The 22,405-nt window shown below is 67.9% G+C and carries 21 protein-coding genes and 1 rRNA gene; 16 read left to right on the top strand and 6 right to left on the bottom strand.

Translation table 11 applies throughout. The features are described 5' to 3' along the window. Positions 1 to 122 precede the first annotated feature (122 nt). Positions 123 to 237 (top strand): 5S ribosomal RNA (gene rrf, locus FHY09_RS16185). Between the two features lie 40 nt (positions 238 to 277). On the opposite strand, the gene FHY09_RS16180 is transcribed toward rrf, so the two are convergent. The 3 genes from FHY09_RS16180 to hemH form a co-directional block, all read right to left on the bottom strand. Continuing rightward, a complete protein-coding gene (locus FHY09_RS16180) occupies positions 278 to 814 on the bottom strand; it encodes a hypothetical protein (RefSeq protein ID WP_166927939.1) in 537 nt (178 codons plus the stop codon). A gap of 438 nt (positions 815 to 1,252) precedes the next feature. Continuing rightward, positions 1,253 to 2,104 carry an alpha/beta fold hydrolase gene (locus FHY09_RS16175; RefSeq protein ID WP_456362847.1) on the bottom strand — a complete coding sequence of 284 codons (852 nt, stop codon included), beginning with the start codon at positions 2,102 to 2,104 and terminating at the stop codon, positions 1,253 to 1,255. Beyond that, a complete protein-coding gene (gene hemH, locus FHY09_RS16170) occupies positions 2,101 to 3,063 on the bottom strand; it encodes a ferrochelatase (protein ID WP_166927938.1) in 963 nt (320 codons plus the stop codon). The genes FHY09_RS16175 and hemH overlap by 4 nt, the downstream gene beginning before the upstream one ends. A 163-nt stretch (positions 3,064 to 3,226) precedes the next feature. On the opposite strand from hemH, the gene FHY09_RS16165 reads away from it, so the two are divergent. The 4 genes from FHY09_RS16165 to tatC all read left to right on the top strand — a co-directional run bounded on the left by FHY09_RS16165 (position 3,227) and on the right by tatC (position 5,643). Further along, positions 3,227 to 4,117, top strand: coding sequence for a lipid-binding SYLF domain-containing protein (locus FHY09_RS16165; RefSeq protein WP_166927937.1), 891 nt, complete (start codon positions 3,227 to 3,229; stop codon positions 4,115 to 4,117). Positions 4,118 to 4,193: 76 nt separating this feature from the next. Continuing rightward, positions 4,194 to 4,412: a Sec-independent protein translocase subunit TatA gene (tatA, locus tag FHY09_RS16160; RefSeq protein ID WP_166927936.1), complete on the top strand. Its 219-nt coding sequence runs from the start codon at positions 4,194 to 4,196 to the stop codon at positions 4,410 to 4,412. 14 nt (positions 4,413 to 4,426) lie between these two features. Beyond that, positions 4,427 to 4,885 carry a Sec-independent protein translocase protein TatB gene (gene tatB, locus FHY09_RS16375; RefSeq protein WP_456362846.1) on the top strand — a complete coding sequence of 153 codons (459 nt, stop codon included), beginning with the start codon at positions 4,427 to 4,429 and terminating at the stop codon, positions 4,883 to 4,885. Next, entirely contained in the window at positions 4,882 to 5,643 is a 762-nt protein-coding gene (tatC, locus tag FHY09_RS16150) for a twin-arginine translocase subunit TatC (RefSeq protein WP_166927935.1), read from the top strand. Before tatB ends, tatC begins: the two co-directional genes overlap by 4 nt. A 42-nt stretch (positions 5,644 to 5,685) precedes the next feature. On the opposite strand, the gene FHY09_RS16145 is transcribed toward tatC, so the two are convergent. From FHY09_RS16145 to FHY09_RS16135, 3 genes are read right to left on the bottom strand one after another with little or no spacing between them, the layout of a single operon-like run. Next, entirely contained in the window at positions 5,686 to 6,582 is an 897-nt protein-coding gene (locus FHY09_RS16145; protein WP_166927934.1) for a BPSS1780 family membrane protein, read from the bottom strand. A gap of 51 nt (positions 6,583 to 6,633) precedes the next feature. Then, positions 6,634 to 7,371: a glutamine amidotransferase gene (locus tag FHY09_RS16140; RefSeq protein ID WP_166927933.1), complete on the bottom strand. Its 738-nt coding sequence runs from the start codon at positions 7,369 to 7,371 to the stop codon at positions 6,634 to 6,636. Then, a complete protein-coding gene (locus FHY09_RS16135) occupies positions 7,343 to 9,169 on the bottom strand; it encodes a GspE/PulE family protein (protein ID WP_166927932.1) in 1,827 nt (608 codons plus the stop codon). Before FHY09_RS16135 ends, FHY09_RS16140 begins: the two co-directional genes overlap by 29 nt. Before the next feature lie 127 nt (positions 9,170 to 9,296). Here FHY09_RS16135 and glyQ point away from each other — a divergent pair, with 127 nt between their 5' ends. The 11 genes from glyQ to FHY09_RS16080 all read left to right on the top strand — a co-directional run bounded on the left by glyQ (position 9,297) and on the right by FHY09_RS16080 (position 22,403). Next, the gene (glyQ, locus tag FHY09_RS16130; protein ID WP_166927931.1) at positions 9,297 to 10,211 is read left to right on the top strand and encodes a glycine--tRNA ligase subunit alpha; all 915 of its coding nucleotides are present in this window, start codon (positions 9,297 to 9,299) and stop codon (positions 10,209 to 10,211) included. A gap of 68 nt (positions 10,212 to 10,279) precedes the next feature. Beyond that, a complete protein-coding gene (glyS, locus tag FHY09_RS16125) occupies positions 10,280 to 12,349 on the top strand; it encodes a glycine--tRNA ligase subunit beta (protein WP_166927930.1) in 2,070 nt (689 codons plus the stop codon). Positions 12,350 to 12,456: 107 nt separating this feature from the next. Then, positions 12,457 to 13,215: a helix-turn-helix domain-containing protein gene (locus FHY09_RS16120; RefSeq protein WP_166927929.1), complete on the top strand. Its 759-nt coding sequence runs from the start codon at positions 12,457 to 12,459 to the stop codon at positions 13,213 to 13,215. Then, positions 13,212 to 14,930, top strand: a complete 1,719-nt coding sequence (gene sctC / locus FHY09_RS16115) for a type III secretion system outer membrane ring subunit SctC (RefSeq protein ID WP_166927928.1) — start codon at positions 13,212 to 13,214, stop codon at positions 14,928 to 14,930. The genes FHY09_RS16120 and sctC overlap by 4 nt, the downstream gene beginning before the upstream one ends. After that, positions 14,917 to 16,032: a type III secretion system gatekeeper subunit SctW gene (sctW, locus tag FHY09_RS16110; protein WP_166927927.1), complete on the top strand. Its 1,116-nt coding sequence runs from the start codon at positions 14,917 to 14,919 to the stop codon at positions 16,030 to 16,032. The genes sctC and sctW overlap by 14 nt, the downstream gene beginning before the upstream one ends. Further along, positions 16,032 to 18,104: an EscV/YscV/HrcV family type III secretion system export apparatus protein gene (locus tag FHY09_RS16105; RefSeq protein WP_166927926.1), complete on the top strand. Its 2,073-nt coding sequence runs from the start codon at positions 16,032 to 16,034 to the stop codon at positions 18,102 to 18,104. Before sctW ends, FHY09_RS16105 begins: the two co-directional genes overlap by 1 nt. Beyond that, a complete protein-coding gene (locus FHY09_RS16100) occupies positions 18,101 to 18,484 on the top strand; it encodes an InvB/SpaK family type III secretion system chaperone (protein WP_166927925.1) in 384 nt (127 codons plus the stop codon). The genes FHY09_RS16105 and FHY09_RS16100 overlap by 4 nt, the downstream gene beginning before the upstream one ends. Further along, positions 18,481 to 19,773, top strand: a complete 1,293-nt coding sequence (locus FHY09_RS16095; RefSeq protein WP_166927924.1) for a FliI/YscN family ATPase — start codon at positions 18,481 to 18,483, stop codon at positions 19,771 to 19,773. The genes FHY09_RS16100 and FHY09_RS16095 overlap by 4 nt, the downstream gene beginning before the upstream one ends. After that, complete coding sequence (locus tag FHY09_RS16090; RefSeq protein ID WP_166927923.1) at positions 19,757 to 20,224, top strand: hypothetical protein; 468 nt, start codon at positions 19,757 to 19,759, stop codon at positions 20,222 to 20,224. The genes FHY09_RS16095 and FHY09_RS16090 overlap by 17 nt, the downstream gene beginning before the upstream one ends. Continuing rightward, positions 20,200 to 21,501, top strand: coding sequence for a hypothetical protein (locus FHY09_RS16085; protein WP_166927922.1), 1,302 nt, complete (start codon positions 20,200 to 20,202; stop codon positions 21,499 to 21,501). Before FHY09_RS16090 ends, FHY09_RS16085 begins: the two co-directional genes overlap by 25 nt. After that, positions 21,498 to 22,403, top strand: a complete 906-nt coding sequence (locus tag FHY09_RS16080) for a FliM/FliN family flagellar motor switch protein (RefSeq protein WP_166927921.1) — start codon at positions 21,498 to 21,500, stop codon at positions 22,401 to 22,403. Before FHY09_RS16085 ends, FHY09_RS16080 begins: the two co-directional genes overlap by 4 nt. Positions 22,404 to 22,405: the final 2 nt, after the last annotated feature.

Raw genomic sequence — 22,405 nt, 5'->3', positions numbered from 1 at the left:
TAACCTCAAGTTGCCTTGGCCGACATGACATGTCGATCGATATGCAAACGCAAGCTACGTCACAAGACCAAACGCGAGACGGTGCGGCTGCCCCAGGCACGCCTGCACGCTCCAAACGTCTCCCTGGTGAAATCAGCGCTGTGGAACCACCCGATCCCATCCCGAACTCGGAAGTGAAACGCAGCTGCGCCGATGGTAGTGTGGCTCAAGCCATGCGAGAGTAGGTCATCGCCAGGGTTTACACCCAAAACCCCGCTGCTCACGCAGCGGGGTTTTTTTATGCCTGCACGGAACGGTTCGATACAGTCGCCGTGGGAAGGATGGCGATTGCGCTGAGCAGGCACCGCAGGGTGCCGTTTTTCACGATATCGAGCAGCGGTAACTCAAGCAAAGCGTCCATCTGGCGAAGATAGTTCGCGCCGGCTTGCGCATCGATGCGTCCCTGCGCCGCACCTGCGTGTTGAAGTTCGGCCACGTGCAGCGCGAGCCATTGCTTGATCGGTGCTCTCAGCGGGGCCATGAGCGCAGAGGACTGCAGATGAGGCTTGAAGCGGGCGGTCGAAAGAATGTCTTCAAGCGATCGGTGCGCGATGCGCGTCAGCTCTGCCTTTACCGCCTCTGGCGCCCGCTCACTCACGTCACTGAACCAGATAGGTGTGTCCGCACAGGCTGCCGCGACCAGGGCATCGCAGAAGGTCAGCCAAGCGTGGAGCAGCGCACGTGGACAGTCTGCGTGAGCCGCCTGCGGGCCGCTTCCGGCCAGGCTGGCGCAAATCGTGGTGTCGATCAGCCGCTGCACCATGATCGACGCCACGCTCTCAGGTACACCAACGGCAGGCCGGGACAACGCGGGCTGAAACGGCGCCGTTGCCGACGCTTGGCCAGCTCGCACGCTTGACGCACTCGCGCAGGTCGCACGAGCCGTGCCTGCATTGTGGATGCACACAGGCAGCGCGCCCGCGCCTGCGGTGGACAAGCGGACCTTGCCGAACGTCCCGGAGACCCCCCTGTCGGCTCCTGGCGCATTGCGTGGACCGCTCAATAGGCCGTTGGTCCCCAGTGGGCCCTGCGGCTGGGGCGCACCTTCAGAGCAGGGAGAGACCGGCGAAATCTGCTGGAGTGGCGCCACCCCTGGAGCACGGGATGGGCCGGGGACCGTGTGCGGCATGACTGGACTCCGGATCGAGTGACGCGTCGCGTTCTTCGACTTAGGTTTATCAGTTACGCCTTAACGATGACTTCCATCAATCGGTCAGTCCGATTGAGTGTCCCTCATGAACGCCGCGATGATTTCCCCTACCGCCTCGCAGGCTTCCATGTGCACGTGATGACTCCCCGGCAGGATGGCCAGGCGGCCGTCGCGCAGGTGCCCCAAGCGCGCGGAGCGCAAGGGTTCGGGGTAATAAGGCTGCGCCGGCGTGGCGTAGATGACCTGGACCGGGCAGGCGATCGCACGCAGCAGATCATCGATCTGGCCCTCGGTCAGGCGCACGGCGGTGGGCCACATCAGCCGCTGGTCGGTGCGCCAGCTGTAACCCCCGTCAACTTCGCGCAGGCCCCGTTCCACCAGCAGCCGGGCGTTCGGCTCGTTCAACTGGTTGAGCATCATGCGTGCCCGCACGGGGGCCGCCAGGTTCGGGAACACGCGCAACGGCCGCGGCTGTTGCCGGCGGGCCTGCAGGTGCTCGCGTAGTCGCTGCGCGGTTTCATTCTCAGCACCGCGCAGTCCACCCAGGGCTTCGATGGCGATCAACCGTTCCACGCGCTCGGACACCGCAGCCACCATGGTGGCAATGCCGGCACCCAGGGAGTGACCAAGAAGCGTGAAGCGCTCCCAGCCCAGGGCGTCGGCCACATCCAGCACGTGGGCGATGGCGGAGGCCGGGGTGTAGTCCGCACCGGCCGGGAGGTGGTCGCTCAGGCCATGGCCAGGGAGATCGAGCAGCACGATGTCCAGCCCGGGGAGGTGCGGCAGCAGCGGCAGGAAGCTGGCCGCGTTGTCCAGCCAACCGTGCAGTGCCAGCACGCGCGGGCCGGCTGCGCGGCGGCGCAATCCGCTGACCTGGCGGCCTGCCACCTGCAGGTCCAACGCGTCCACCCTCACTGCAGCGCGTTCTCGGCCAGTTCCGCCAGAGCGGCCGCGTGGTCGGGATGGTCATTGAGGCAGGGAATGTAGCGCATCTGCGCGCCGCGTTCGGCCAGAGTGTGGGTGAACCCCAGTGCGACCTCTTCCAGCGTTTCAAGGCAGTCGGTGGCGAATCCGGGACAGACGACATCGATCTGTCTGACGCCACGCTCGGCAAGCGCCCACAGGCGGGGTTCGGCGTAGGGCTGCAGCCATTTCTCGCTGCCGAAACGCGATTGATAGCCCATCTGCCATTGATCCGCAGACAGCCCCAGTGCCGCCGCAATGGCTGCCGCACTGGCTTGGCACTGCTGGGGGTAGGGATCGCCGGCATTGGCGACCCGCTGCGGAATGCCGTGGAAAGAGAACATCAGCATTTCCCCGCGCCCGTGCTGGTCCCACCAGCGCCGGATGGATGCGGCTACCGCCTCGACCCACGCCGGATGGACCGGATAGTCCCTGATCAGCGCGACGGACATCTCCGGGTTCCGGCGCTGCCAGCGCTCCAGTAGATCTTCGATGGAGGCCGTGGTCGTGGTGGAATACTGCGGATAGAGCGGAAGAACGGCCACGCGCTTCACGCCCGCGGCTACGAGCGCGTCCAGTTCATCGCCCAGCGCCGGGCGCCCGTAGCGCATGGCCGCGCGCACAGTGCGCGTCGGCATGCAGGACTGCATGGCATGGGCCAGATTCCGGGTATGCACCCAGAGCGGTGAACCGCCGTCCATCCAGACCTGCGCGTACTTCTCAGCGGACCGCTTGCCACGCAGGGGAAGAATCACCCCGTACAGCAGGGGCTTCCAGAACAGCGCGGGAATGGCCACCACGCGCCGATCAGACAGGAATTCGGCGAGGTAACGGCGTACCGCCGGGGCGGTCGGCGCTTCAGGTGTGCCGAGGTTGACCGCCAGCACAGCGGTTTGAGGTGCAGTGTGCATGGCCCATTGTCGCCGATCCACAGGAGTGGCGGCGGAAAACCGCTCACTCGAGGCAATCGCTGGCGTCTATCGCTGACGGGTTCGGCTCATCGGTGATTCATGACCGCGCCCTTACGTTCAGGCTCTTGCGCTATCTTCTTCGTCTACAGATACGGAGTCCGCCATGCGTCGTCTACGCCTTACCCTGCTGGTCACGGCCGGCCTCATGCTGTCCAGCCAGACCGCGCTCGCTGGCCCCCAGGAGGATCAGCGTGCCCGCAACGCGGTGCGCGTGCTGACCGAGATCCAGGGCATGCCCGAACAGGGCATTCCGGACAAACTGCTGGACGAGGGACGCGCTGTCATCGTCATCCCCGACACGATCAAGGCCGGCCTGGTGATCGGTGGTCGCCGTGGGCACGGCCTGATGTCGGTGAAAAACCCCGATGGCAGCTGGTCCAATCCGGTTTTCATGAAGCTCACCGGCGGCAGCATCGGCTTCCAGGCCGGCGTGCAGTCCTCCGACATCGTGCTGGTGTTCCGCAACGACCGCAGCCTGGACAACCTGGTCAACGGCAAATTCACCCTTGGCGCTGATGCCGGCGTGGCAGCCGGCCCGGTGGGCCGCAACGCCTCGGCCGCCACCGATGGCCAGCTGAAGGCCGAAATCTGGTCCTGGTCGCGCGCGCGCGGACTGTTTGCCGGCGTCGCGCTGGATGGCGCCGTGCTGCAGATCGATGATGAGGCCAACCTCGACGCTTACGGCACGCGCACCACGCCGCGGATGATTTTCGAAGGCCGCCTGCCCGGCGCGCCATCGATGGATGTGGTGGCGTTCCGCGATCGCCTTGAAGAGGCGACCTACTCGGCACGCAGCAACCGGGGCACGGCCGGCGCCGCGAACGAGGCGCCACGCGCGGCCGCGGCCGCCGCCGCACCGGTTGTCACGCCACCGCCCGCGCAGGAAGCGACGACCGTTCCGTTGCAGACCGGGCCCGCCCAACCCGCACCGCAGCAGGGCTTCCAGCCGGTGACCGAGGGAGAAATCCGCACCGAGACACTGGGCGGAAACTGACTTCCAGCACGCGCGCCGCGCCCAGGGCGGTGCGCTATGCTGACCGTTCCAACTCAGATAAAGCGGCGGACACCTCATGGGCAGTTTCAGCATCTGGCATTGGCTCATCGTTCTGGCCGTGGTGTTGCTGGTGTTCGGCACCAAGCGGCTCACCAGCGGTGCCAAAGACCTCGGTTCGGCAGTGAAGGAATTCAAGAAAGGCATGCGTGACGAGGATCGACAGCTGGGCGACGAAACGCGTCCTCACGATGCCGAGCGCAGCACCCGGGATGAGAACGACCGCACGCCGCGCTGATCCGGAGGCGTTGCGTGTTTGATATCGGGTTCAGCGAACTGTTGGTGATCGCCGTCGTGGCCCTGGTGGTTCTCGGTCCAGAACGGCTGCCCAAGGCGGCCCGGTTCGCCGGGCTGTGGGTGCGACGTGCGCGCAATCAGTGGGACTCGGTGAAGCAGGAGCTGGAGCGCGAACTGCACGCCGAGGACATCAAGCGCCAGATGCAGGAGGTGCGGCAGTCGATGCAGGAAACCGGCAACGAGCTGCGCGCCAGTGGTGAAGCCGCACGCCGGCATGCGCAGACACTGGATGCGTCCGGCCGCGCGCTGGCCGATGAAGTACGTGGCGACGCGCCCACGCAGGCTACAGCGTCCGCTGGCGGGCCCGCGCCCGACACGATGCCACCCGAGCCGCTGGTGATCGATCCGGCCCTGGATGGCGTGCACGCGCCCCACGCGCCCGTTACCGCGCCCAGGCGGGAGGACCAGGCATGAGCGAGGCGGAATTCGGCGAAAGCTCGCTGGTCGAACACCTGATCGAACTGCGTGGCCGCCTGGTGCGGGCACTGGCAGGACTGGGGATGATCCTGGTAGCGCTGCTGCCCTTCAGCCGGTGGCTGTACACGCAGGTTGCCGAGCCGCTGATCTCGCAACTGCCGAACGGTCAGTCGATGATCGCCATCAATCCGGCGGGTGCGTTCTTCGCACCGCTGAAGCTGACCTTCTTCGTGGCCGTGTTCGCCGCTGCGCCCTGGCTGCTGTACCAGCTGTGGGCCTTCGTGGCGCCCGGGCTCTATGCGCGCGAAAAGCGCCTGGCCGTGCCGATTCTCGCGTCTTCGGTGCTGCTCTTCTACATCGGTTGTGCGTTCGCCTACTTCCTGGTGCTGCCGGCGGTCTTCCATTTCCTGACCACGTTCCGGCCGGATGTCATCGCGATCACGCCGGATGCCAACGCCTATCTGGACTTCGTACTGGCGATCTTCTTCGCCTTCGGCGCCAGCTTTGAACTACCCGTCGCCATGGTGATCCTGACCCTGCTGGGCTGGGTCAGCCCGGCGCAGTTCAAGGAAGGCCGCGGCTACGCGATCGTCGGCATCTTCGTGCTGGCGGCCGTCCTGACACCGCCCGATGTGGTCTCGCAGCTGATGCTCGCCTTGCCGATGTGCCTGCTCTACGAGCTGGGCATCCACGCGGCGCGGTGGCTGGTACGCGCGCCCTCCGGCCAGGCGCAGACCGGTCGCACCGACCAGTAGGCGCCGGGAAAAGGGCCCGGCGTCATCCCCACCTGCGCCGGCTCAGGCGTGGAACACGCTCGAAGGGCCGACAGGCACCGCCGCAGGCGCATCCCGGTGCCCGAACATCTGCTTCCAGGCGGTGTAGACCGCACCGGCGAACACCGGCATCACCACGCCCATCAGCAGGATCTGCGCGACCACCAGCGCCAGCAGCGCCCCGCCAAGCAGCTGGGCGATCATCGCCACGATCATCACCAGGAAGTACACGGCGAACACCGAAACGAACGAGAGCAGGAAGAAGAGCAGCATCGGCAGCACGTTGTGCAGGCAGGCGCGCAGGCTCAGCCGAAGGGACTGCCAGCCCCCACGCTGCTCGAACATCACCTGCGGGGAGAGCGTGAAAAGCGCCAGTGCGACGGCGATGAACACGGCCAGCACGCACAGCAGCCACAGCAGGATGCGGCCGGCCGGCAGGCTGGCGGCCAGGGCTTCCATCTCTGCCGGACTGGCGGATGCGCCGGACTGGCTGATTTCGTTGAGGCGCGTCATCACCTCGCTCAGCTGGGTAAGCCCCTGCGACCCGATCAGCAGCAGCAGCAGGATGCCCAGCACCAGGCCGGCGATCAGCTGTGGCAGCAATGCGACCAGCAGATGCGGTGCGCGACCGTCGTGCAGCCCCTGCAGCAGATGGCCGGGCTGGGCAGGACGGCCGAGATCGACTTCACGGGCGGCCCACACCAGGCCACCGAAAGCCAGCGGTCCGGCCAGTGCCATGATCAGCTGGGCCGGCAGCGCCAGCACCGGCACCGTGGCACCGATGGCGGTGAGCAGCAGGGCGCCGGCCGCCCACAGCATGCCCAGCGCACCCAGGCCCATCGGCGCCTTGCGCAGCAGCGCGAAGCCGGCCAGCAACCATTCCGCGCCGGCGGACGCCGGCAACTTGCGAATCTCGCTCATATCATTCCGAACCACGGGGAAGGGGCGGAACCTGCGCTCCGCTGTCGCCGATTATCCCTGTTTTACGCGCGTCGCACCTGAAGCATGGCGCACGAAACGGCGCAGCAGCTGGCGTGCCAGGGGGGCGGCGGTGACCGCCCGCTCGATGCTGCGCGCGCAGCCGCCATGGCGCGTGATGCACTGCGCGCGTGCGCGCACGTACCCGCGCATGTGATGGGTGGCGAACTCCGGGTGGAACTGCACCCCCCACGCGTGCTCGCCCCAGCGGAAGGCCTGGCACCCATCGAGAGCCGAACGCGCCAGGACCGCGGCGCCAGCCGGTGCGCGCAGCACGGTCTGCAGGTGCGTGGCGTGGGCGGGAAAGCGGACGGGAAGCCCGGCAAAGAGCGGATCGGCCGCTGCGGCCGGTTCCAGCGACAGCTCGATGGTTCCTGATTCCCGGCCGGCGGGGTTGTAGTCCACCTGTCCGCCCAGCGCATGCGCCAGCAGCTGGTGGCCGTAGCAGATGCCGAACACCGGCGTGCCCGCATGCACCGCATCGCGCAGCCAGCCGGCGCTGTGCTCGCTCCAGTCCGCGCGGTCGGTGACGTAGGCGGCCGACCCGGTCACCAGGATGCCGGCAAAGGCCTCTACATCGGGCAGCGGTTCGCCGCCCTCGGCGTCGACCACCACGGTATCCCTGTCGCCGAGCCCGGCCGCGACGCGGATCCAGTGCGGGAACCGTCCGTAGCGTCGCAGGGACGCCAGCGGACGGCCGGTTTCAATGATCAGGAAGGGCAACGGGTTCATCGGGAGGTGGCACGACGGTCAGTACTTCCTCGATTGTAGTCAGCCCAAGGGCGACCTTTTCAAGGCCGGCCTGTCGCAATGTGCGTAGTCCTTCAGCCCGCGCCGCACGCGTGAATTCGGCCGGATCCATGTCCGCGCGGATCCGTCGACGCAGCCGCAGACCCAATGGCAGCAGCTCATACAGCCCGATCCGGCCGAGATAACCGGTACGCCGACACTCCACGCAACCCACCGGCCGGTGCGGCGTGGCGTCATCTGGATATGCCATCTGGCCATCAGCCAGGACGTCCCAATCAGCCGTCTGCAGCACCTGTGGCACCTTGCAGTGGGGACAGAGGGTGCGCACCAGGCGCTGCGCCAGGATGCCGTTGAGCGTGGAGGCGAGCAGGTAATGCGGCACGCCCAGGTCCAGCAGACGGGTGATGGCCGAGGGGGCATCGTTGGTGTGCAGCGTGGACAGCACCAGGTGCCCGGTCAGCGAGGCCTGCACGGCCATCTGCGCGGTTTCCAGATCGCGGATCTCACCGATCATGATGATGTCCGGGTCCTGGCGCAGCAGGGTGCGCACGCCGCTGGCGAAATCGAGATCGATGTTGGCCTGCACCTGCATCTGGTTGAATTCCGGCGCGATCATCTCGATCGGGTCCTCGACGGTGCACACGTTCACTTCCGGCGTGGCGAGCCGCTTCAGCGTGGAGTACAGCGTGGTGGTCTTGCCCGAGCCGGTGGGGCCGGTGACCAGTACGATCCCGTGTGGCTGGGCCACCAGCGCGTTCCATCCGGCCGCTTCCTGCGGGCTGAACCCCAGGGCATGGACCGGTTTGAAGGCGGCATCCGGATCGAAGATGCGCATCACGCACTTTTCGCCAAACGCGGTGGGCATGGTGCTCAGGCGCATTTCCACCTCCCGCCCGCCTGGTGAGCGGGTCTTGATGCGGCCGTCCTGCGGGCGGCGCCGCTCGGCCAGGTCCATGCGCCCGAGCACCTTGATGCGGCTGACCACGGCGGTCATCACCGCCGGCGGTACCTCGAAGACCTTGTGCAGCACGCCATCGATGCGAAAGCGCATGCGGCCCATCTCACGCCGCGGTTCCAGATGGATGTCCGAGGCGCGCTGTTCGTAGGCGTACTGCAGCAGCCAGTCCACGATGTGCACGATGTGGTGGTCATCGGCGTTCACATCACCGGCGCGGCCCAGCTCCACCAGCTGCTCGAAACTGGGCAGGCTGCCGGCTGCTTCGGCACGGACGTCGCCACGCGCGCCCCGGACCGAGCGGGTCACGCCGAAGAACTCCATCGTATAGCGGTGCAGGTCGAGCGGGTTGACCATCGCCAGTTCGATGGGGCGCCGGCTCAGGTGCTGAAGGTCGCGGCGCCACTCCTGCGCGAGCGGTTCGCTGGTGGCCACCAGCACGCGTTCGCTGTCCACCGCCAGGGGCAGGAAGCGATGGCGGCGGGCGTATGCGTGCGAGACCAGCGCGGTCACCGAGGCCACGTCCACGCGGGTCGGGTCGATGCGCAGGTAGCGCGTGCCGGTACGCCGGGCCAGCCACTCGCTCAGGCGCTCCAGGCCCAGTTCGCCCCCGTCGCTGGCCGCCAACTTCAGGTTGGCCAGCAGCACCAGCGGGTGCACCTCGCTGGCGTTCTTCGCCCCGCTCGCTGAAAAGCGCACGCGTTCGCGGTCCTGTACGGCCACCAGGCCGTCACCGAGCAATGCCGCGGCGACCTGCTCGAAATCCAGCCGTCCCGGGGGCAGCGGCGGGCCCGGCAAGGGAGGCGTGGTAGGAAACTGCTGCATCGGCCGGGCTCCAGTTAGCGCTTACCGCAGGCAGGCAGGCCGGACACGGCAGCGGGAAGCCGCCCACGCCCGGTGGCGGTCGCTCGCTATACTAGCGCACCCCCATGGCAGGCCAAGAAACGACCGCATGTCCGCGACCCCGACCGTTCGAATCACCTTCCAGGGCCTGATCCAGACCCTCAACCAGTTCTGGGCGCAGCAGGGCTGCGTGCTGATCCAGCCGCTCGATCTGGAAGTGGGTGCCGGCACCTTCCACCCCGCCACGTTCCTGCGCGCGATCGGTCCGGAAACCTGGAACGCCGCCTACGTCCAGCCTTCGCGTCGCCCGACCGACGGCCGCTACGGCGAAAATCCGAACCGGCTGCAGCGCTACTACCAGTACCAGGTGGCGATGAAGCCGGCGCCGGACAACATCCAGCAGCTGTACCTGGATTCGCTCAAGGCACTGGGCATCGATCCGCTGGTGCACGACCTGCGTTTCGTCGAGGACAACTGGGAATCACCGACGCTCGGCGCCTGGGGCCTGGGCTGGGAAGTCTGGCTCAATGGCATGGAGGTGACCCAGTTCACCTACTTCCAGCAGGCCGGTGGACTGGAATGCCGCCCGGTCCTGGGCGAGATCACCTATGGCCTGGAACGGTTGTGCATGTACCTGCAGAACTGCGACAACGTCTATGACCTGGTCTGGACCTACGGGCCCGACGGGACGCCGGTGACCTACGGCGATGTGTACCACCAGAACGAGGTGGAGCAGAGCACCTACAACTTCGAGCATGCCGACGTGGAAGAAATGTTCCACCGCTTCGACGCCTGCGAGCGCGAGGCGAAGAAGCTGGTCGACGTCGGGTTGCCGCTGCCGGCCTATGAGCAGGTGACCAAGGCCAGCCATGCCTTCAACCTGCTCGATGCGCGCCGCGCGATCAGCGTGACCGAGCGCCAGCGCTACATCCTGCGCGTCCGCGCGCTGGCCCAGGCGGTGGCGAAGGCTTACTACGAGCAGCGAGAGAAACTGGGTTTCCCGGGCGCGAAAGCGAAGGCCTGAGTCTCCAACTTCCCCGAACACCCGGGCGCCGGCGCGTTGCGCGCTGCGCCCTCTACAGGATCGAACCGATGAGCCAACTCTCTCCCCTGCTGATCGAACTGGGCACCGAAGAACTGCCGGTCAAGGCCCTGCCGGGCCTGGCCCAGGCCTTCTTCGATGGCATTGTGGATGGCCTGCGCAAGCGCGGCGTTGCCCTGGAGCTGGGCGATGCACGGCCGCTGTCCACCCCGCGACGCCTGGCCGTGCTGCTGCCGGGCGTGGGCATGGAGCAGCCGCAACAGCACAGCGAAGTGCTGGGTCCATACCTCAACATCGCCCTGGATGCCGAAGGCCAGCCGACCCGCGCGCTGCAGGGTTTCGCAGCCAAGGCAGGCATCGACTGGACGGCTCTGGAAAAGACCGCCGATGCGAAGGGCGAACGCTTCGTCCACCGTGCGGTGACGCCGGGCGCGCGTACGGCGACGCTGCTGCCGGAGATCCTGCGCGAGGCGATCGCGGGCATGCCCATCCCCAAGCCGATGCGCTGGGGTGACCACACGTGGGGCTTCGCGCGCCCGGTGCACTGGCTGGTGCTGCTGCACGGCCCGGACATCGTGGAGGCCGAACTGTTCGGCCTGCAGGCCGGCCGGACCACGCGCGGCCACCGCTTCCACCACGATCGCACCGTGCGGCTGGCACAGCCGCAGGACTACGTGGTGGCGCTGCGCGAGGCGCAGGTGCTGGTGGATCCGCAGGAGCGCGGCGAGCGCATCGTGGCCCAGGTGCAGGCGGCGGCCGCGAAGGCCGGCGGCAGCGCCCGCATCACCGAGGACAACCTGGGCCAGGTAGTGAACCTGGTCGAGTGGCCGGCCGCGGTGCTGTGCAGCTTCGAGCGTGATTTCCTGGCCGTGCCGCAGGAAGCGCTGATCGAGACCATGGAGGTCAACCAGAAGTTCTTCCCGGTGCTTGATGGCAGCGGCAAGCTGACCGAGCAGTTCATCGGTATCGCCAACATCGAGTCCAAGGATGTATCCGAAGTGGCCAAGGGCTACGAGCGGGTCATCCGTCCGCGCTTCGCCGATGCCCGCTTCTTCTTCGATGAAGACCTCAAGCAGGGTCTGGCGGCGATGGGCGAGGGCCTGAAGACGGTGACCTACCAGGCCAGGCTCGGCACGGTGGCGGACAAGGTGGCCCGGGTGACCGCACTGGCCGAGGCCGTGGCCGCCCAGGTGGGCGCCGAGCCTGCCCAGGCGGCACGCGCCGCACAGCTGGCCAAGAATGATCTGCAGTCGCGCATGGTCAATGAGTTTCCGGAGCTGCAGGGCATTGCCGGGCGGCACTACGCGGTCACCGGCGGTGAAACGCCGGAGGTGGCGCTGGCGATCGATGAGGCGTACCAGCCGCGTTTCGGGGGTGACGACATCGCGCTGTCACCACTGGGCAAGGTGCTGGCGATCGCCGAGCGTGCCGATACGCTGGCGGGCGGGTTCGCCGCCGGCCTCAGGCCGACCGGCAACAAGGACCCCTTCGCGCTCCGCCGCAATGCGCTGGGCCTGGCCCGCACGATCATCGAGAGCGGATTCGACCTGGACCTGCGCGCGCTGCTGGAACAGGCCAACGCCGCACTGCAGCCGCGCAATGTGCAGGCCGATGTGGGCGAGCTGTACGATTTCATCCTGGAGCGCCTGCGCGGCTACTACGCCGACAAGGGCGTGCCGGCGGCGCACTTCAGCGCGGTGGCCGAACTGAAACCGGCCTCGCTGTATGACTTCGATCGTCGTGTTGACGCGATCGGCACGTTCGCGGCGCTGCCGGAAGCACCGGCGCTGGCGGCGGCGAACAAGCGCATCGGCAACATCCTGCGCAAGGCCGACGTCGAGATTCCCGGGCAGATCGATCCGGCACTGCTGCAGGAAGACGCCGAGCGCGCGCTGGCCGAAGCGGTGGCTGCGGCCATCGATGACACCGGCGCGAGCCTGCACCAGAAGGACTACGTGAGCGTGCTGGCCCGCCTGTCGCGGCTGCGGCCGCAGGTGGATGCGTTCTTCGACCAGGTGATGGTCAACGCTGACGATGCGGCGGTGCGCGGCAACCGCCTGGCGCTGCTGAAGCGGCTCGCCGACCGCTTCGATGCGGTGGCTTCGCTGGCGCAGCTGTAACAGCAGGCGCGGCAGGATGTGCGGCGGCTCAAGGCGCCGCCCATCCACGGCACGAAACGCAATTCGGCTCATAGCCCGATGGCGCATGACGCAAGAACATCTGCTTCATGTCCAATGTCCTCTCTCCTTCCGTCAGCGCCCATCCTGCGCAGGAGCCTGCCCGCTGGCTCCTGCCGCGGGGTGAATCCACTCTTCTGATTGCTGCCGACCGCGAAGTCGGTGTCAACGTCGATGGCGGCACGCTCGCCACACGGTTCACGCAGGCCATCCCTGGCGGGTGCACGCTGATCCTGTCCTCGGGTGACCGCCCGCTGCATGTGCACAGCCCGGGCGCGCAGCGCCTGGCGGTGCCGCCCGAGATGTTGCGGCTGCTGGCCTTCCACGATCATGTCACCGGCCTGCAGCGACCGTTGCCGCGCGACCGCCGGCAGCCGGCCGCACTCGTGGCCGAGGGCGATTTCAACGACGCCGCGACCGCGCACCAGTGGCTGGTCAGGGCGCTGCTCGATGGCGCCCCCGCTTTCCTGATGGCCGCCTCGCTTTGGGCCACACGCGAGCCCTACCAGCTCATCCGCTTCGTGCTGGAGCACCCGGATCTGGGCGTGCAGCAGCTGGCCGACCGCTACGGCCTGTCCGTGGCGCAGTTCCGCCGCATCGGCCGGAAGGCGTTCGGGCGCTCGCTCAAAGAGCAGCTGCGCCTGCTGCGTGCCGGCCGCGTGCTGCATCGCCACGCGGATACGGGCCATACGTTCACCCGCCTTTCCTCCGATTTCGGTTTTTCCTCCCCCTCGCATTTCTGCAGCGAGATCAAGGCGCTGCTCGGACGCTCGCCCAGCGCCATCTTCCAGCACGTACACGCCCCGTGAATCGCATCGTCCTTGCTCCCGCACTGCTCGCGCTGCTCGCAGGCAGTCCTGCCGTCGCGGCCCAGCAGCCCGATCCGGCTGCCTCGGCCCAGGTACCCCTGGAGCACACCCCGATCACCCGCCGCGGCGACCTTTCGGCGGACACGACCTTCGTCTCGCGCGGCGATGGCGTGACCCTGCTGCTGCAGTCCATTGCCGCGCAGATGAAGCGGCCGGTCATCGTCAGCACGCGCGCGCAGAAGAAGCGGGTGGACGGCAGCTTCCCACTGCGCGAGCCCCGACAGGTACTGGACCAGCTCACGCGCGACCTGGGCCTGGTGTGGTACAGCGACAGCCAGACGCTCTATGTGTATGACGCGGGCGAAACCCGCAATGCCGTTGGACACATGCAGCATGCCTCGATCGCGGTGCTGAATGATTTCCTGCAACGCGCGCAGCTGGCCGATTCCCGCTATGCCGTGCGCGGCAGCAGCGGCGACGGCACGTTCTACGTCTCCGGGCCGCCGGTCTATGTGGACATCGTACTCAACGCGGCACGCTACCTGGACGAGCTCTACCGCGGCGCGGATGCGCGCGCGGTGCACGTGGACGTGATCGCGCTGCAGAACAGTTTCGCGCGCGGCCGTCGCTATGGCATGCGGGGCCAGGACACCTTCCTGCCGGGCATGGCCGAAACGCTGGCGCAGGTGCTCGGTGATTCCGGCTCGAACAGGATCGTGGTGCGCCCCGCCGTCGAGCCCGAGCCCGCACTGGACCCCTCCAGCGACCTCGCACGGACGCTGCGCCAGGAACGCCCACCCGAACCCGGCGCCGGTGGGAACGCGCCCGCACGTGGCGCCGGCACGGACACGCCGCCAACCATCGTCGTGGCCTATCCGGAGACCAACAGCCTGATCGTGCGCGGCACGCTCGATGGGATCCGGAAAGTGAAGCAACTGGTGACCGAACTCGATCTGCCGCGCAAGCAGATCGAGCTTTCGCTGTGGATCATCGACCTGCACAAGACCCAGCTCGATGAACTCGGGGTGCAGTGGACCGGGGAAGTCGGCATCAGTGGACGGCTCGGCGTGGGCTTCAATGCCCGCACCTCCACGCTGGACGGGGAGCGGTTCCTGGCCTCGGTGACGGCACTGTCCGAGCGTGGGCACGCCAGCATCGTCTCGCGTCCCGTGCTGCTGACGCAGGAGAACGTCATGGCGCACTTCGACAGCAACAGCACGTTCTACGCCAAGCTGGAGGCTGAGCGCGCCGCCTCGCTGGAGGCTGTGACCTACGGCACGCTGGTCAGCGTCCTGCCACGGGTTTCGGCAAGCGACGAAGTCGAAATGCAGCTCAAGATCGAAGATGGCACCGCCAGCAACCAGCAGGTGCAAGGCCTGCCGGTGATCAACCGCACCACCATCGATACCGTGGCCCGGGTGCCGCATCGCCTGAGCCTGCTGGTTGGCGGCTACACGCGACAGGAACAGTCGCGCGACGGCAGCGCGATTCCGGGCCTCAGCCGTATTCCCTGGATCGGCAGCGTCTTCCGCAGCCGTGCCTCGCGCAACCTGGACACCGTGCGCGTGTTCCTGATCCAGCCGCGTGTACGGGCCGCGACCGATCTCCTGCAGGACGCCGGGTTCAACGCGCTCGAGGGTCTGCGGCAGCCGCTGCCTGAGCATCTGCAGCGTGTGAGCGACAGCGTCCGGGGGGCTCTCGATGCTGCGCATTGATACCACGGTGGCGCAGCCCCTGACGCCCCGCCAGGCGCCGCTGCAGGAAACGCAGAGGCCGGTCGCGGAGCACGAGTCCGTTGGCAGCCGCTCGCAGGCGCTGCGCAAAACCGAGCTGCAGCAGGCCTTCGATATCAACGATGATCTGTCCGCGCTGCGGTCGAGCCTGCGTCGCACGCGCTCGGCCGAGGGCGACGGCACCGAGGCCCGCGATGTTGCATGGATGGACCACGTGCTGGAGCCCAAGGGCCCTGAGAAAGTGGCCGCCCTGCGCCAGCAGCTGCAGCAGATGGCCTCGCGCGACCAGGCGGCCATCCGCGCGCTGCTGGTCGCGCTGTTTCCCGACCCGAGCGATGCGGTCGCGGTGCTGCGCGTCCTGCTCGCCGAAGACGAACTGGAGGTGATGCGCGAAACCCTGGCGTCACTGCACGATGAGCTGCTCGATCCGCCTGGACTGCCCGGCAGGCAGGTACGCGCCGGCCTCAACGTCGCGCTGAAGGCTCGCCTGCACGCACCGCAACTCAAGGCCACACCCGCCCAGCTGCGGCACAGCTACCGGGAGTTCCTGGGCGAAGGGGCCCCGGTGGACAGCTACGAGACCTGGATCGGGCTGTACGGCTTCGAGCGTCGCGGCCGGGTCGTCGAGTTCATCGAACGCGCGCTGGCGGCGGACATGTACGCCCTGGATCCCAGCTGCTCGATGCGCGAGTTTGGTGCCCTCCTGCAGCGCGTGCGTCAGCTCACGACGCTGCGCTCGGCCGATCACCTGCTTTTTCTGTGCTGCTGGCAGGCGGACATCTTCAAGCGCGTCGGCCTGGACCAGCCTGCCTTCCTGCTGGCCGTGCTGACGATGCTGCGCCGTGGCGGGGGCTTCCGCAGCCTGGTCGACACGCTGTTCGTCGAGGCCCGCTACACCTTGGCCAGCGAGGACAAAGCGAGGCTGCTGCAGGGCATCCGCCGGTTTCTGAAGGCCATGCCCCACGCGCTGTGGGCGGATATCGGGGCGCAGACCGCCGTGCTCGGTGACATGGACGCGTTGCTCGACCAGTCCATGCGCCACGAACGCGGCACGGCCGGCGATCGCCGCTGGGTGGCCGTCTGATGAATGCCGTCACGTCTCCCCGGGGTGGCATTGGACAGGTGACCCACGCCCTGCTGCGGCCCGAGCTGGCGCTGGTGGTGCTGATGACGGTGATCATCGGCATGCTCATCGTCCCGCTGCCCACCTTCCTGGTCGATCTGCTGATCGCGCTGAACCTGCTGATCGCCATCCTGATTTTCCTGAGCTCGTTCTATGTCGAGCGCATCCTCAATTTCTCCACCTTTCCTTCGGTGCTGCTGTTCACCACGCTGATGCGGCTGGCGTTGTCGGTCAGCACCAGCCGCCTGATCCTCGTGGATGCCGACGCCGGGCACATCGTTTCAGCGTTCGGCGAGTTCGTGGTCGCCGACAACCTGGTGGTCGGCTTCGTCATCTTCGCGATTGTCACGCTGGTGCAGTTCATCGTCATCACCAAGGGCTCCGAGCGCATCGGCGAGGTCGTGGCGCGGTTTTCGCTGGACGGCATGCCCGGCAAGCAGATGGGCATCGATGCCGATCTGCGTGCCGAATCCATCAATGCAGCGACCGCGCAGAAGCGGCGGCGCGAGGTGGAGAAGGAAAGCCAGCTGTACGGCTCCTACGATGGCGCCATGAAGTTCGTGAAGGGCGACGCGATCGCGGGCATCGTGATCGTGTTCGTGAACCTGTTCGGTGGCATCGCGGTGGGCATGCTGCAGCAGGGCATGGGCTTTTCCGAAGCACTGCGCGTGTTCACGCTTCTGACCATCGGTGATGGCCTCGTCGCGCAGATCCCGGCGCTGCTGATCTGCATCAGTGCGGGGTTTGTCGTGACCCGCGTGGGGGGAGAGGAAGGGAATCTCGGCGCCAGCATCATCGGCGAACTGTTTTCCAGCCAGAAAGTGCTGGTGATCGCTGGCACGCTGGTGTTGCTGGTGGGCCTGTTGCCCGGCTTCCCCCTGCTGGTGTTCGTCCTCCTGTCGGCCACGCTGTTCGCACTGGCCGCCTGGCGTGCCCGGCAGGGCGCGCGGGTGGACCGCAACGGCGGCGAAGCCTCACCCGACGGCACCAAGCAGGCGGATGGCAGCCCCACGAACACGACGGGGGAGGGCGGCCCGGTCAACGAAACGATTCCCCTGCTGCTGCTGATGCCTCCCCTGCTGCATGAGCGCTGGAAGGCCGAGGGCTGGGAGGCCCAGCTGCGGCAGACATTGCACCTCAGGACAGGCATGAAGCTGCCCTACGTGGTGACACGTGCGCGCGAAAGCGATGCCCACGAGGTAGCCGTGATGATCAACGAAATCACCGCAGCGACCGGCAGCGTCCTGCTGGACCACGTACGCGCCCTTGCAGACAGCGATGAGCTCAACGGCCTGGATCAGGGGCAGGGCGTTGTGCTGTCGAGCGCGCGCGGCCTGACGCAGCACTGGGTACCGGCCACGATGCAGCCGCAGCTGCAGGCCATGGGTGTGGACTGCCGAAGCGATCGCGAGGAACTCGCGCTGCTCGTCCACGACGCCCTGATGCGCAACATCGGCGAGCTGTTCGGCATCCAGGAGACCAAGCATCTGCTGGATGAAACGGAAAAGCGGTTCCCTGAGCTGCTCAAGGAGGTGCACCGCCACGTGCCGGTGCAGCGCGTCAGCGAAGTGCTGCAACGCCTGCAGCGTGAGGGGGTGTCCATCCGCAACATGAAGGTGATTCTCGAAGTGCTGGCGCAGTGGGGCCAGCGCGAGAAGGACGTCATCCTCCTGGTGGAACATGTGCGTGCCGGACTGGCCCGCTACATCTCTTCCCAGCATGCGCGTGACCACCGCATCGCGGCCGTGTTGCTCGCCCCGGAGACCGAGGAACTGGTGCGCTCGGGAATCCGCCAGAGCCAGGGTGCCGCGTTCCTCAACCTGGAGCCTGCCAGGGCCGACCAGCTGCTGGACCGCATCGCACTGGTGTTCGAACCGTTGCTGGCGCACCGCCCGGAAACGGTGCTGCTGGTGGCGCCGGACGTGCGGCGTTTCGTCAAGCGGTTCGTTGAGGCACGGCTGCCTGCCCTCGCCGTGCTGTCGTTTTCCGAGATTTCGGACGCCGTGTCCCTTGATGTCGTGAGATCACTATGACCCTGAAAGAAACCCTGTGCCAGGCGCTGGATACTCTCGGTGCCGATTCTTCCGCTTATGAGTTCGATGATCACTCCACCATCGTGATGTCCTTCGATGATGTCGGCGACATCTACCTGGACCCCGTCGACAACGGGAAAGTGTGGTTGTGGGGCATGATCGAACCGGTTGAGGAGAACGCCCGCGGCGTGATCGCCGATGCGCTGCTGGCCGAGGTGATCCGCCCGGCGCCTCACTGGGAGGCCGGTGCGCTGGTCCTGCGGGCCGATGGCCGTACGGGCGGACTGCTGCAGCACGAGTACGCCACCGAGCCAGTGCGCCTGGCAGAAGCGCTGCAGGACTTCCACGAATGTCTTTCCCGGTTGCAGGCCATCAAATGAGCCTGCCGCGTTCGCTCTGGCGTCCCGCTGCGCATCCTGCCGCCATTGCCGGTTCGATGTTGCGCGTGCCGCTGCCGCAGGTTGCCATCGGTGAGATGTGCCGGCTGCAGCAGGGCGCGGGCGACGACACGGACGCCGGACGTGGCACGGTCGTGGCGCTTGAACAGGGCATGGCCTCCATCGGCCTGCTGCGCGACAGCGCCGGCCTGTCGCCGCGCTGCCTGGTGTTCCCGACCGGAGCGCCGGCGCGGGTGGACGCCTCGCCCCGCATGCTCGGCAGCGTGCTGGATGGCGAAGGACGCGAGGTCGAACGCCTGGCGCCGGCGCAGGGCTGGGGCGAAGTCGCGTGCGTGGTCAGCCGTCCGGCAATCGATTACCGCCTCCGCCGGATGATCGACACGCCGTTGTGCACCGGCATCCGCGCGCTGGACGCGCTGCTCACGTGTGGCGAAGGGCAGCGCGTGGGCATTTTCGCCGGCGCCGGCGCGGGCAAGACCACGCTCTCGGAAATGCTGCTGGACAATGCCGAGGTGGACGTTGCCGTGGTGGCGCTGATCGGTGAACGCGGGCGCGAAGTGGCCGCGCTGGTCGAGCGCATGCGGCAATCACCCCAGGCCGCGCGCATGATCATCGTCCAGGCCACCAGCGATACCGCCCCGGCGGTCCGCAGCCAGGCTGCCCTGGTGGCCACCACCATCGCCGAATACTTCCGCGACCAGGGTAACCGGGTGCTGCTGGTGATGGATTCAGTGACCCGGTATGCCCGTGCACTCCGCGAACTGGCGCTCGGCGCGGGCGAGCCGCCGGCACGCCGCGGCTTCCCTGCATCGGTGTTCGAGATGCTGCCACGCCTGCTCGAACGCAGCGGACGTACGGACGCGGGCAGCATCACCGCCTTCTACACCGTGCTGCTCGAAGACGAACAGGACGCCGACCCGATCGGGGAGGAAGTGAAATCGCTGCTGGATGGCCATCTGTATCTGACCAGCCAGCTGGCCGGACGGGGCCATTACCCGGCGCTGGACATCCTGCGCAGTGGCAGCCGCCTGTTCGCGCAGCTTGCCGACCGCCATCAACAGCAGGCCGCGCAGCGCGTGCGGAGCCTGCTGGGCACCCTGGAAGACCTGCGCCTGATGCGCGACCTGGGGGAGTACAAACCCGGCGTCAGCGCGGTCTACGACCAGGCCGTGGCCAGCGAAGCCGCGCTGGACGCCTTCCTGCGCCAGCCCATCCACGAACGGAGTGCCTGGGCCGACACCCAGGCGAAGCTGCATGACCTCGCGCGCTGAACGCCATGCACCGCGCCTGATGCGGGTCAAGCAGGCGCAGGCACGCATCGCGTTGTCCGCGGCCCAGGCACAGCGGGCGGCCGCCGCCGCGCGACAGGCCGAGGCCGACGCGCTGCGCCTTTCCGCGCAGGGCACGTTGGACAACGCCCAACTGCTGCCCGAGCAGGGCCTGAGCCGCAGCGATCTGTATGACCGCCTGCGCAGCGTGGCCGTGGCACGCGCGCACGCACTGGAGTCCACGCATGTGGCGGCCGAACTGGACGCCGAGGTCCGGCAGCTGGAAGCCGCTGCGGAGGGTTCGCGTCAGACCGCCGACCAGCATCACCGGAAGGAAAAGAAGCTCCAGCATTGGCATTCCCTGCGCAGCGCTCAGACCCGCCAGCGCCGAGAACGCCAGCGCCACACCCAGGAACAAGAGGATTTTCCATGTCAGCGCCGATCACTCCGCTGAGCCCCAACCCTGTCGCCGTGACGACACCTTCCGGCCCGTCTGTCGTTCCGCTCCGTGAGCGCGTGGAGGCGATGGACGAGGACCGGTCCGACACGCCCGGGAAGGACGATCACACGGACTCTGCCGATGCTCTCGTGCCGGGTGTGTTTGCCGTCATCGCGCAGGGACGTATGCCATTGCTCATGCAGGTTCCACGGCTGGAGACGGGCAGGGCGGAACGGGCCACCGAGGCCCTGCCTGGTCCTCCCGCCGCCGTGACCATGGCGGGCCTCGCCTGCGCCCTGCCTGCAGAACGCCCGGCGGGGAGCGACAGCGTCCTGCCCGACCCCGGTCCCAGGGCAGGGGGCCGCCGTGTGGTGATTCCTTCGGCCGCCACGATGGCTGCGCCGCCGTCGTCGTCAATGTCGGCCGCCACGATGGCGACGCCTCCGCCGCCGTCAACCGCTGCGCAAACACGGGACGGGCGGGCCACCCGGAGCGCTGCCGTGTCTGTGCTTTCCGGAAACGAAAACGGAAACGGAAACGGAAACGTGGAGACGCTGCGGTCGCCCGCGTCGCCTGTCACTGCGCCCTCGCGTGCCACGCCGCGGGCGTCGGCAGGCGCATCGCCCGCTGTCCATGCGCTCCCGCTGCGAACGCCCCCGGCACCGCCGTCGCCCGCAGTGCCGGCTGCCCCTGGAGCCGCACCGCAGTCGACGGCACCCACGCCGGATGAGCGCCCGCAGGTCGGCCAACGCGCCCCCGTTTCCTTTCTGAACGAGCGCGCCGACGACGCCGGCCTGCCGATCGCCGCCCCCGCCATGCCTGCCGGCCCCGAGCCGGACCCGGCCGTCCGCGAGCGTGCGAAAGGTGCCACCGATGGTCAGGATGCCCTGAATGCGCTGATCACTGCGGGGCCTGAACGGGGTACCGGGCAGACGGGCACACCCAACGCGCGCGCGGCGGTCGTCGTGCCGCCGCCCCCTGATGGTGCGCGCCACGCAAGCGGTCAGGCGGTCCCGCCCCCCTCGCCGTCGACCATCACCGTGCCATTCCAGAGCTGGGGTACGGGGCACTCCGTGATCGGGACGTGGTCGCCGGCGGGTGCTTCAGCGGCCGGGATCCAGGGCATCACGCTGCGTGGCACGAGCGGCGCCGTCACCGACGCCATGCAGACCGCTTCGGTCGGCGAGGGCGCCGCTGGCGAGGCAACTGTCTGGCGGATCGCGGCAAGCGATCCGTCCGGCGATGCGCCACAGCGTCGACCGCCGCCGCCGCCGGCAGAGGAGGACGCATGAGTCGATTTCCGCTGCTGGCTACCGTGGACGGCCAGGCGCTTGCCGCCCAGGAAGTCGCCGTCGCATTGGCGCGGCACGGTGTCCAGGCCCCGCTGCACCCACTCCCGGCCACCCCCTGCATCAGCTTCCAGTTGAGCCAGACCGGCAGCCTGCTGCGGTGCCACGTGGAGGCCGCCGCCTGGGCCGCGGTCCATCTGCCCGGGCTGGCCGGGCTGGACTGGCGCTCGATGGACCCTGCCATCGCGGCCGGCCTGACGTCGGTGGAGTGGCCGGTGACCTTCACCGATCCCGCCCTGGCCTATGACCATGCACTTCCCCTGGGACGGGCCGCCTGCGCGGCGACCCGACTGCCCGCCGTACGCGCGGACGAGGGCCTGGTCTGGATCGAACAGGTGCAGGGGCCCCTGCCGGTGGCGCCCGCGGCGACCGCACTGCGGGGTGACCTGGCGGTGCGCCTTTCGCTGCGCCTGGGCACCGTCCGGTGCGCCACCGGCCGCCTGCGCCGCTTAGCGCGTGGGGACATCGTGCTGATGACCCGCACCGATGTGCGGGCCTTTCATGGCGCGCGTCCGCTTTTTGATTACCTGCTGCATGAGGAGTCCATCACCGTGAACCAGTTCGAACACACCGCGCCTGAGGCGCTTGCGCCGGCAACCGAGGCGCTTGACGCCCCACTGGACATTGGCAGCCTGCCGCTGGGTCTGCAGGTACAGCTGTGCGAGTTGCCGCTGACGGTGGCCGAAATTTCCACGCTGCAGCCAGGCAGCCTCATCGCGCTGCCACCGGGGGCCTACCAGCAGGTGGAACTGCTGCAGGGTAACGTGCGGATCGCCGTTGGCGAACTCGTGCAGGTCGGCGATGCACTGGGCGTGCGCCTGACCCGGGTGCCCCGTCTGTCATGAGC

It is taken from the genome of Xanthomonas sp. 60 (assembly GCF_011761925.1).
The sequence above is the reverse complement of the archived record's forward strand: the minus strand, read 5'-3'. Positions and strand labels throughout refer to the sequence as shown.

Bases quoted from the DNA above. Each gene is read 5' to 3' on its own strand.
- hemH (WP_166927938.1), bottom strand. From the start codon at position 3,063: ATGCACACTGCACCTCAAACCGCTGTGCTGGCGGTCAACCTCGGCACA.
- FHY09_RS16165 (WP_166927937.1), top strand. From the start codon at position 3,227: ATGCGTCGTCTACGCCTTACCCTGCTGGTCACGGCCGGCCTCATGCTG.
- tatA (WP_166927936.1), top strand. From the start codon at position 4,194: ATGGGCAGTTTCAGCATCTGGCATTGGCTCATCGTTCTGGCCGTGGTG.
- tatC (WP_166927935.1), top strand. From the start codon at position 4,882: ATGAGCGAGGCGGAATTCGGCGAAAGCTCGCTGGTCGAACACCTGATC.
- FHY09_RS16145 (WP_166927934.1), bottom strand. From the start codon at position 6,582: ATGAGCGAGATTCGCAAGTTGCCGGCGTCCGCCGGCGCGGAATGGTTG.
- FHY09_RS16140 (WP_166927933.1), bottom strand. From the start codon at position 7,371: ATGAACCCGTTGCCCTTCCTGATCATTGAAACCGGCCGTCCGCTGGCG.
- FHY09_RS16135 (WP_166927932.1), bottom strand. From the start codon at position 9,169: ATGCAGCAGTTTCCTACCACGCCTCCCTTGCCGGGCCCGCCGCTGCCC.
- glyQ (WP_166927931.1), top strand. From the start codon at position 9,297: ATGTCCGCGACCCCGACCGTTCGAATCACCTTCCAGGGCCTGATCCAG.
- glyS (WP_166927930.1), top strand. From the start codon at position 10,280: ATGAGCCAACTCTCTCCCCTGCTGATCGAACTGGGCACCGAAGAACTG.
- FHY09_RS16120 (WP_166927929.1), top strand. From the start codon at position 12,457: ATGTCCAATGTCCTCTCTCCTTCCGTCAGCGCCCATCCTGCGCAGGAG.
- sctW (WP_166927927.1), top strand. From the start codon at position 14,917: ATGCTGCGCATTGATACCACGGTGGCGCAGCCCCTGACGCCCCGCCAG.
- FHY09_RS16105 (WP_166927926.1), top strand. From the start codon at position 16,032: ATGAATGCCGTCACGTCTCCCCGGGGTGGCATTGGACAGGTGACCCAC.
- FHY09_RS16100 (WP_166927925.1), top strand. From the start codon at position 18,101: ATGACCCTGAAAGAAACCCTGTGCCAGGCGCTGGATACTCTCGGTGCC.
- FHY09_RS16095 (WP_166927924.1), top strand. From the start codon at position 18,481: ATGAGCCTGCCGCGTTCGCTCTGGCGTCCCGCTGCGCATCCTGCCGCC.
- FHY09_RS16090 (WP_166927923.1), top strand. From the start codon at position 19,757: ATGACCTCGCGCGCTGAACGCCATGCACCGCGCCTGATGCGGGTCAAG.
- FHY09_RS16085 (WP_166927922.1), top strand. From the start codon at position 20,200: ATGTCAGCGCCGATCACTCCGCTGAGCCCCAACCCTGTCGCCGTGACG.
- FHY09_RS16080 (WP_166927921.1), top strand. From the start codon at position 21,498: ATGAGTCGATTTCCGCTGCTGGCTACCGTGGACGGCCAGGCGCTTGCC.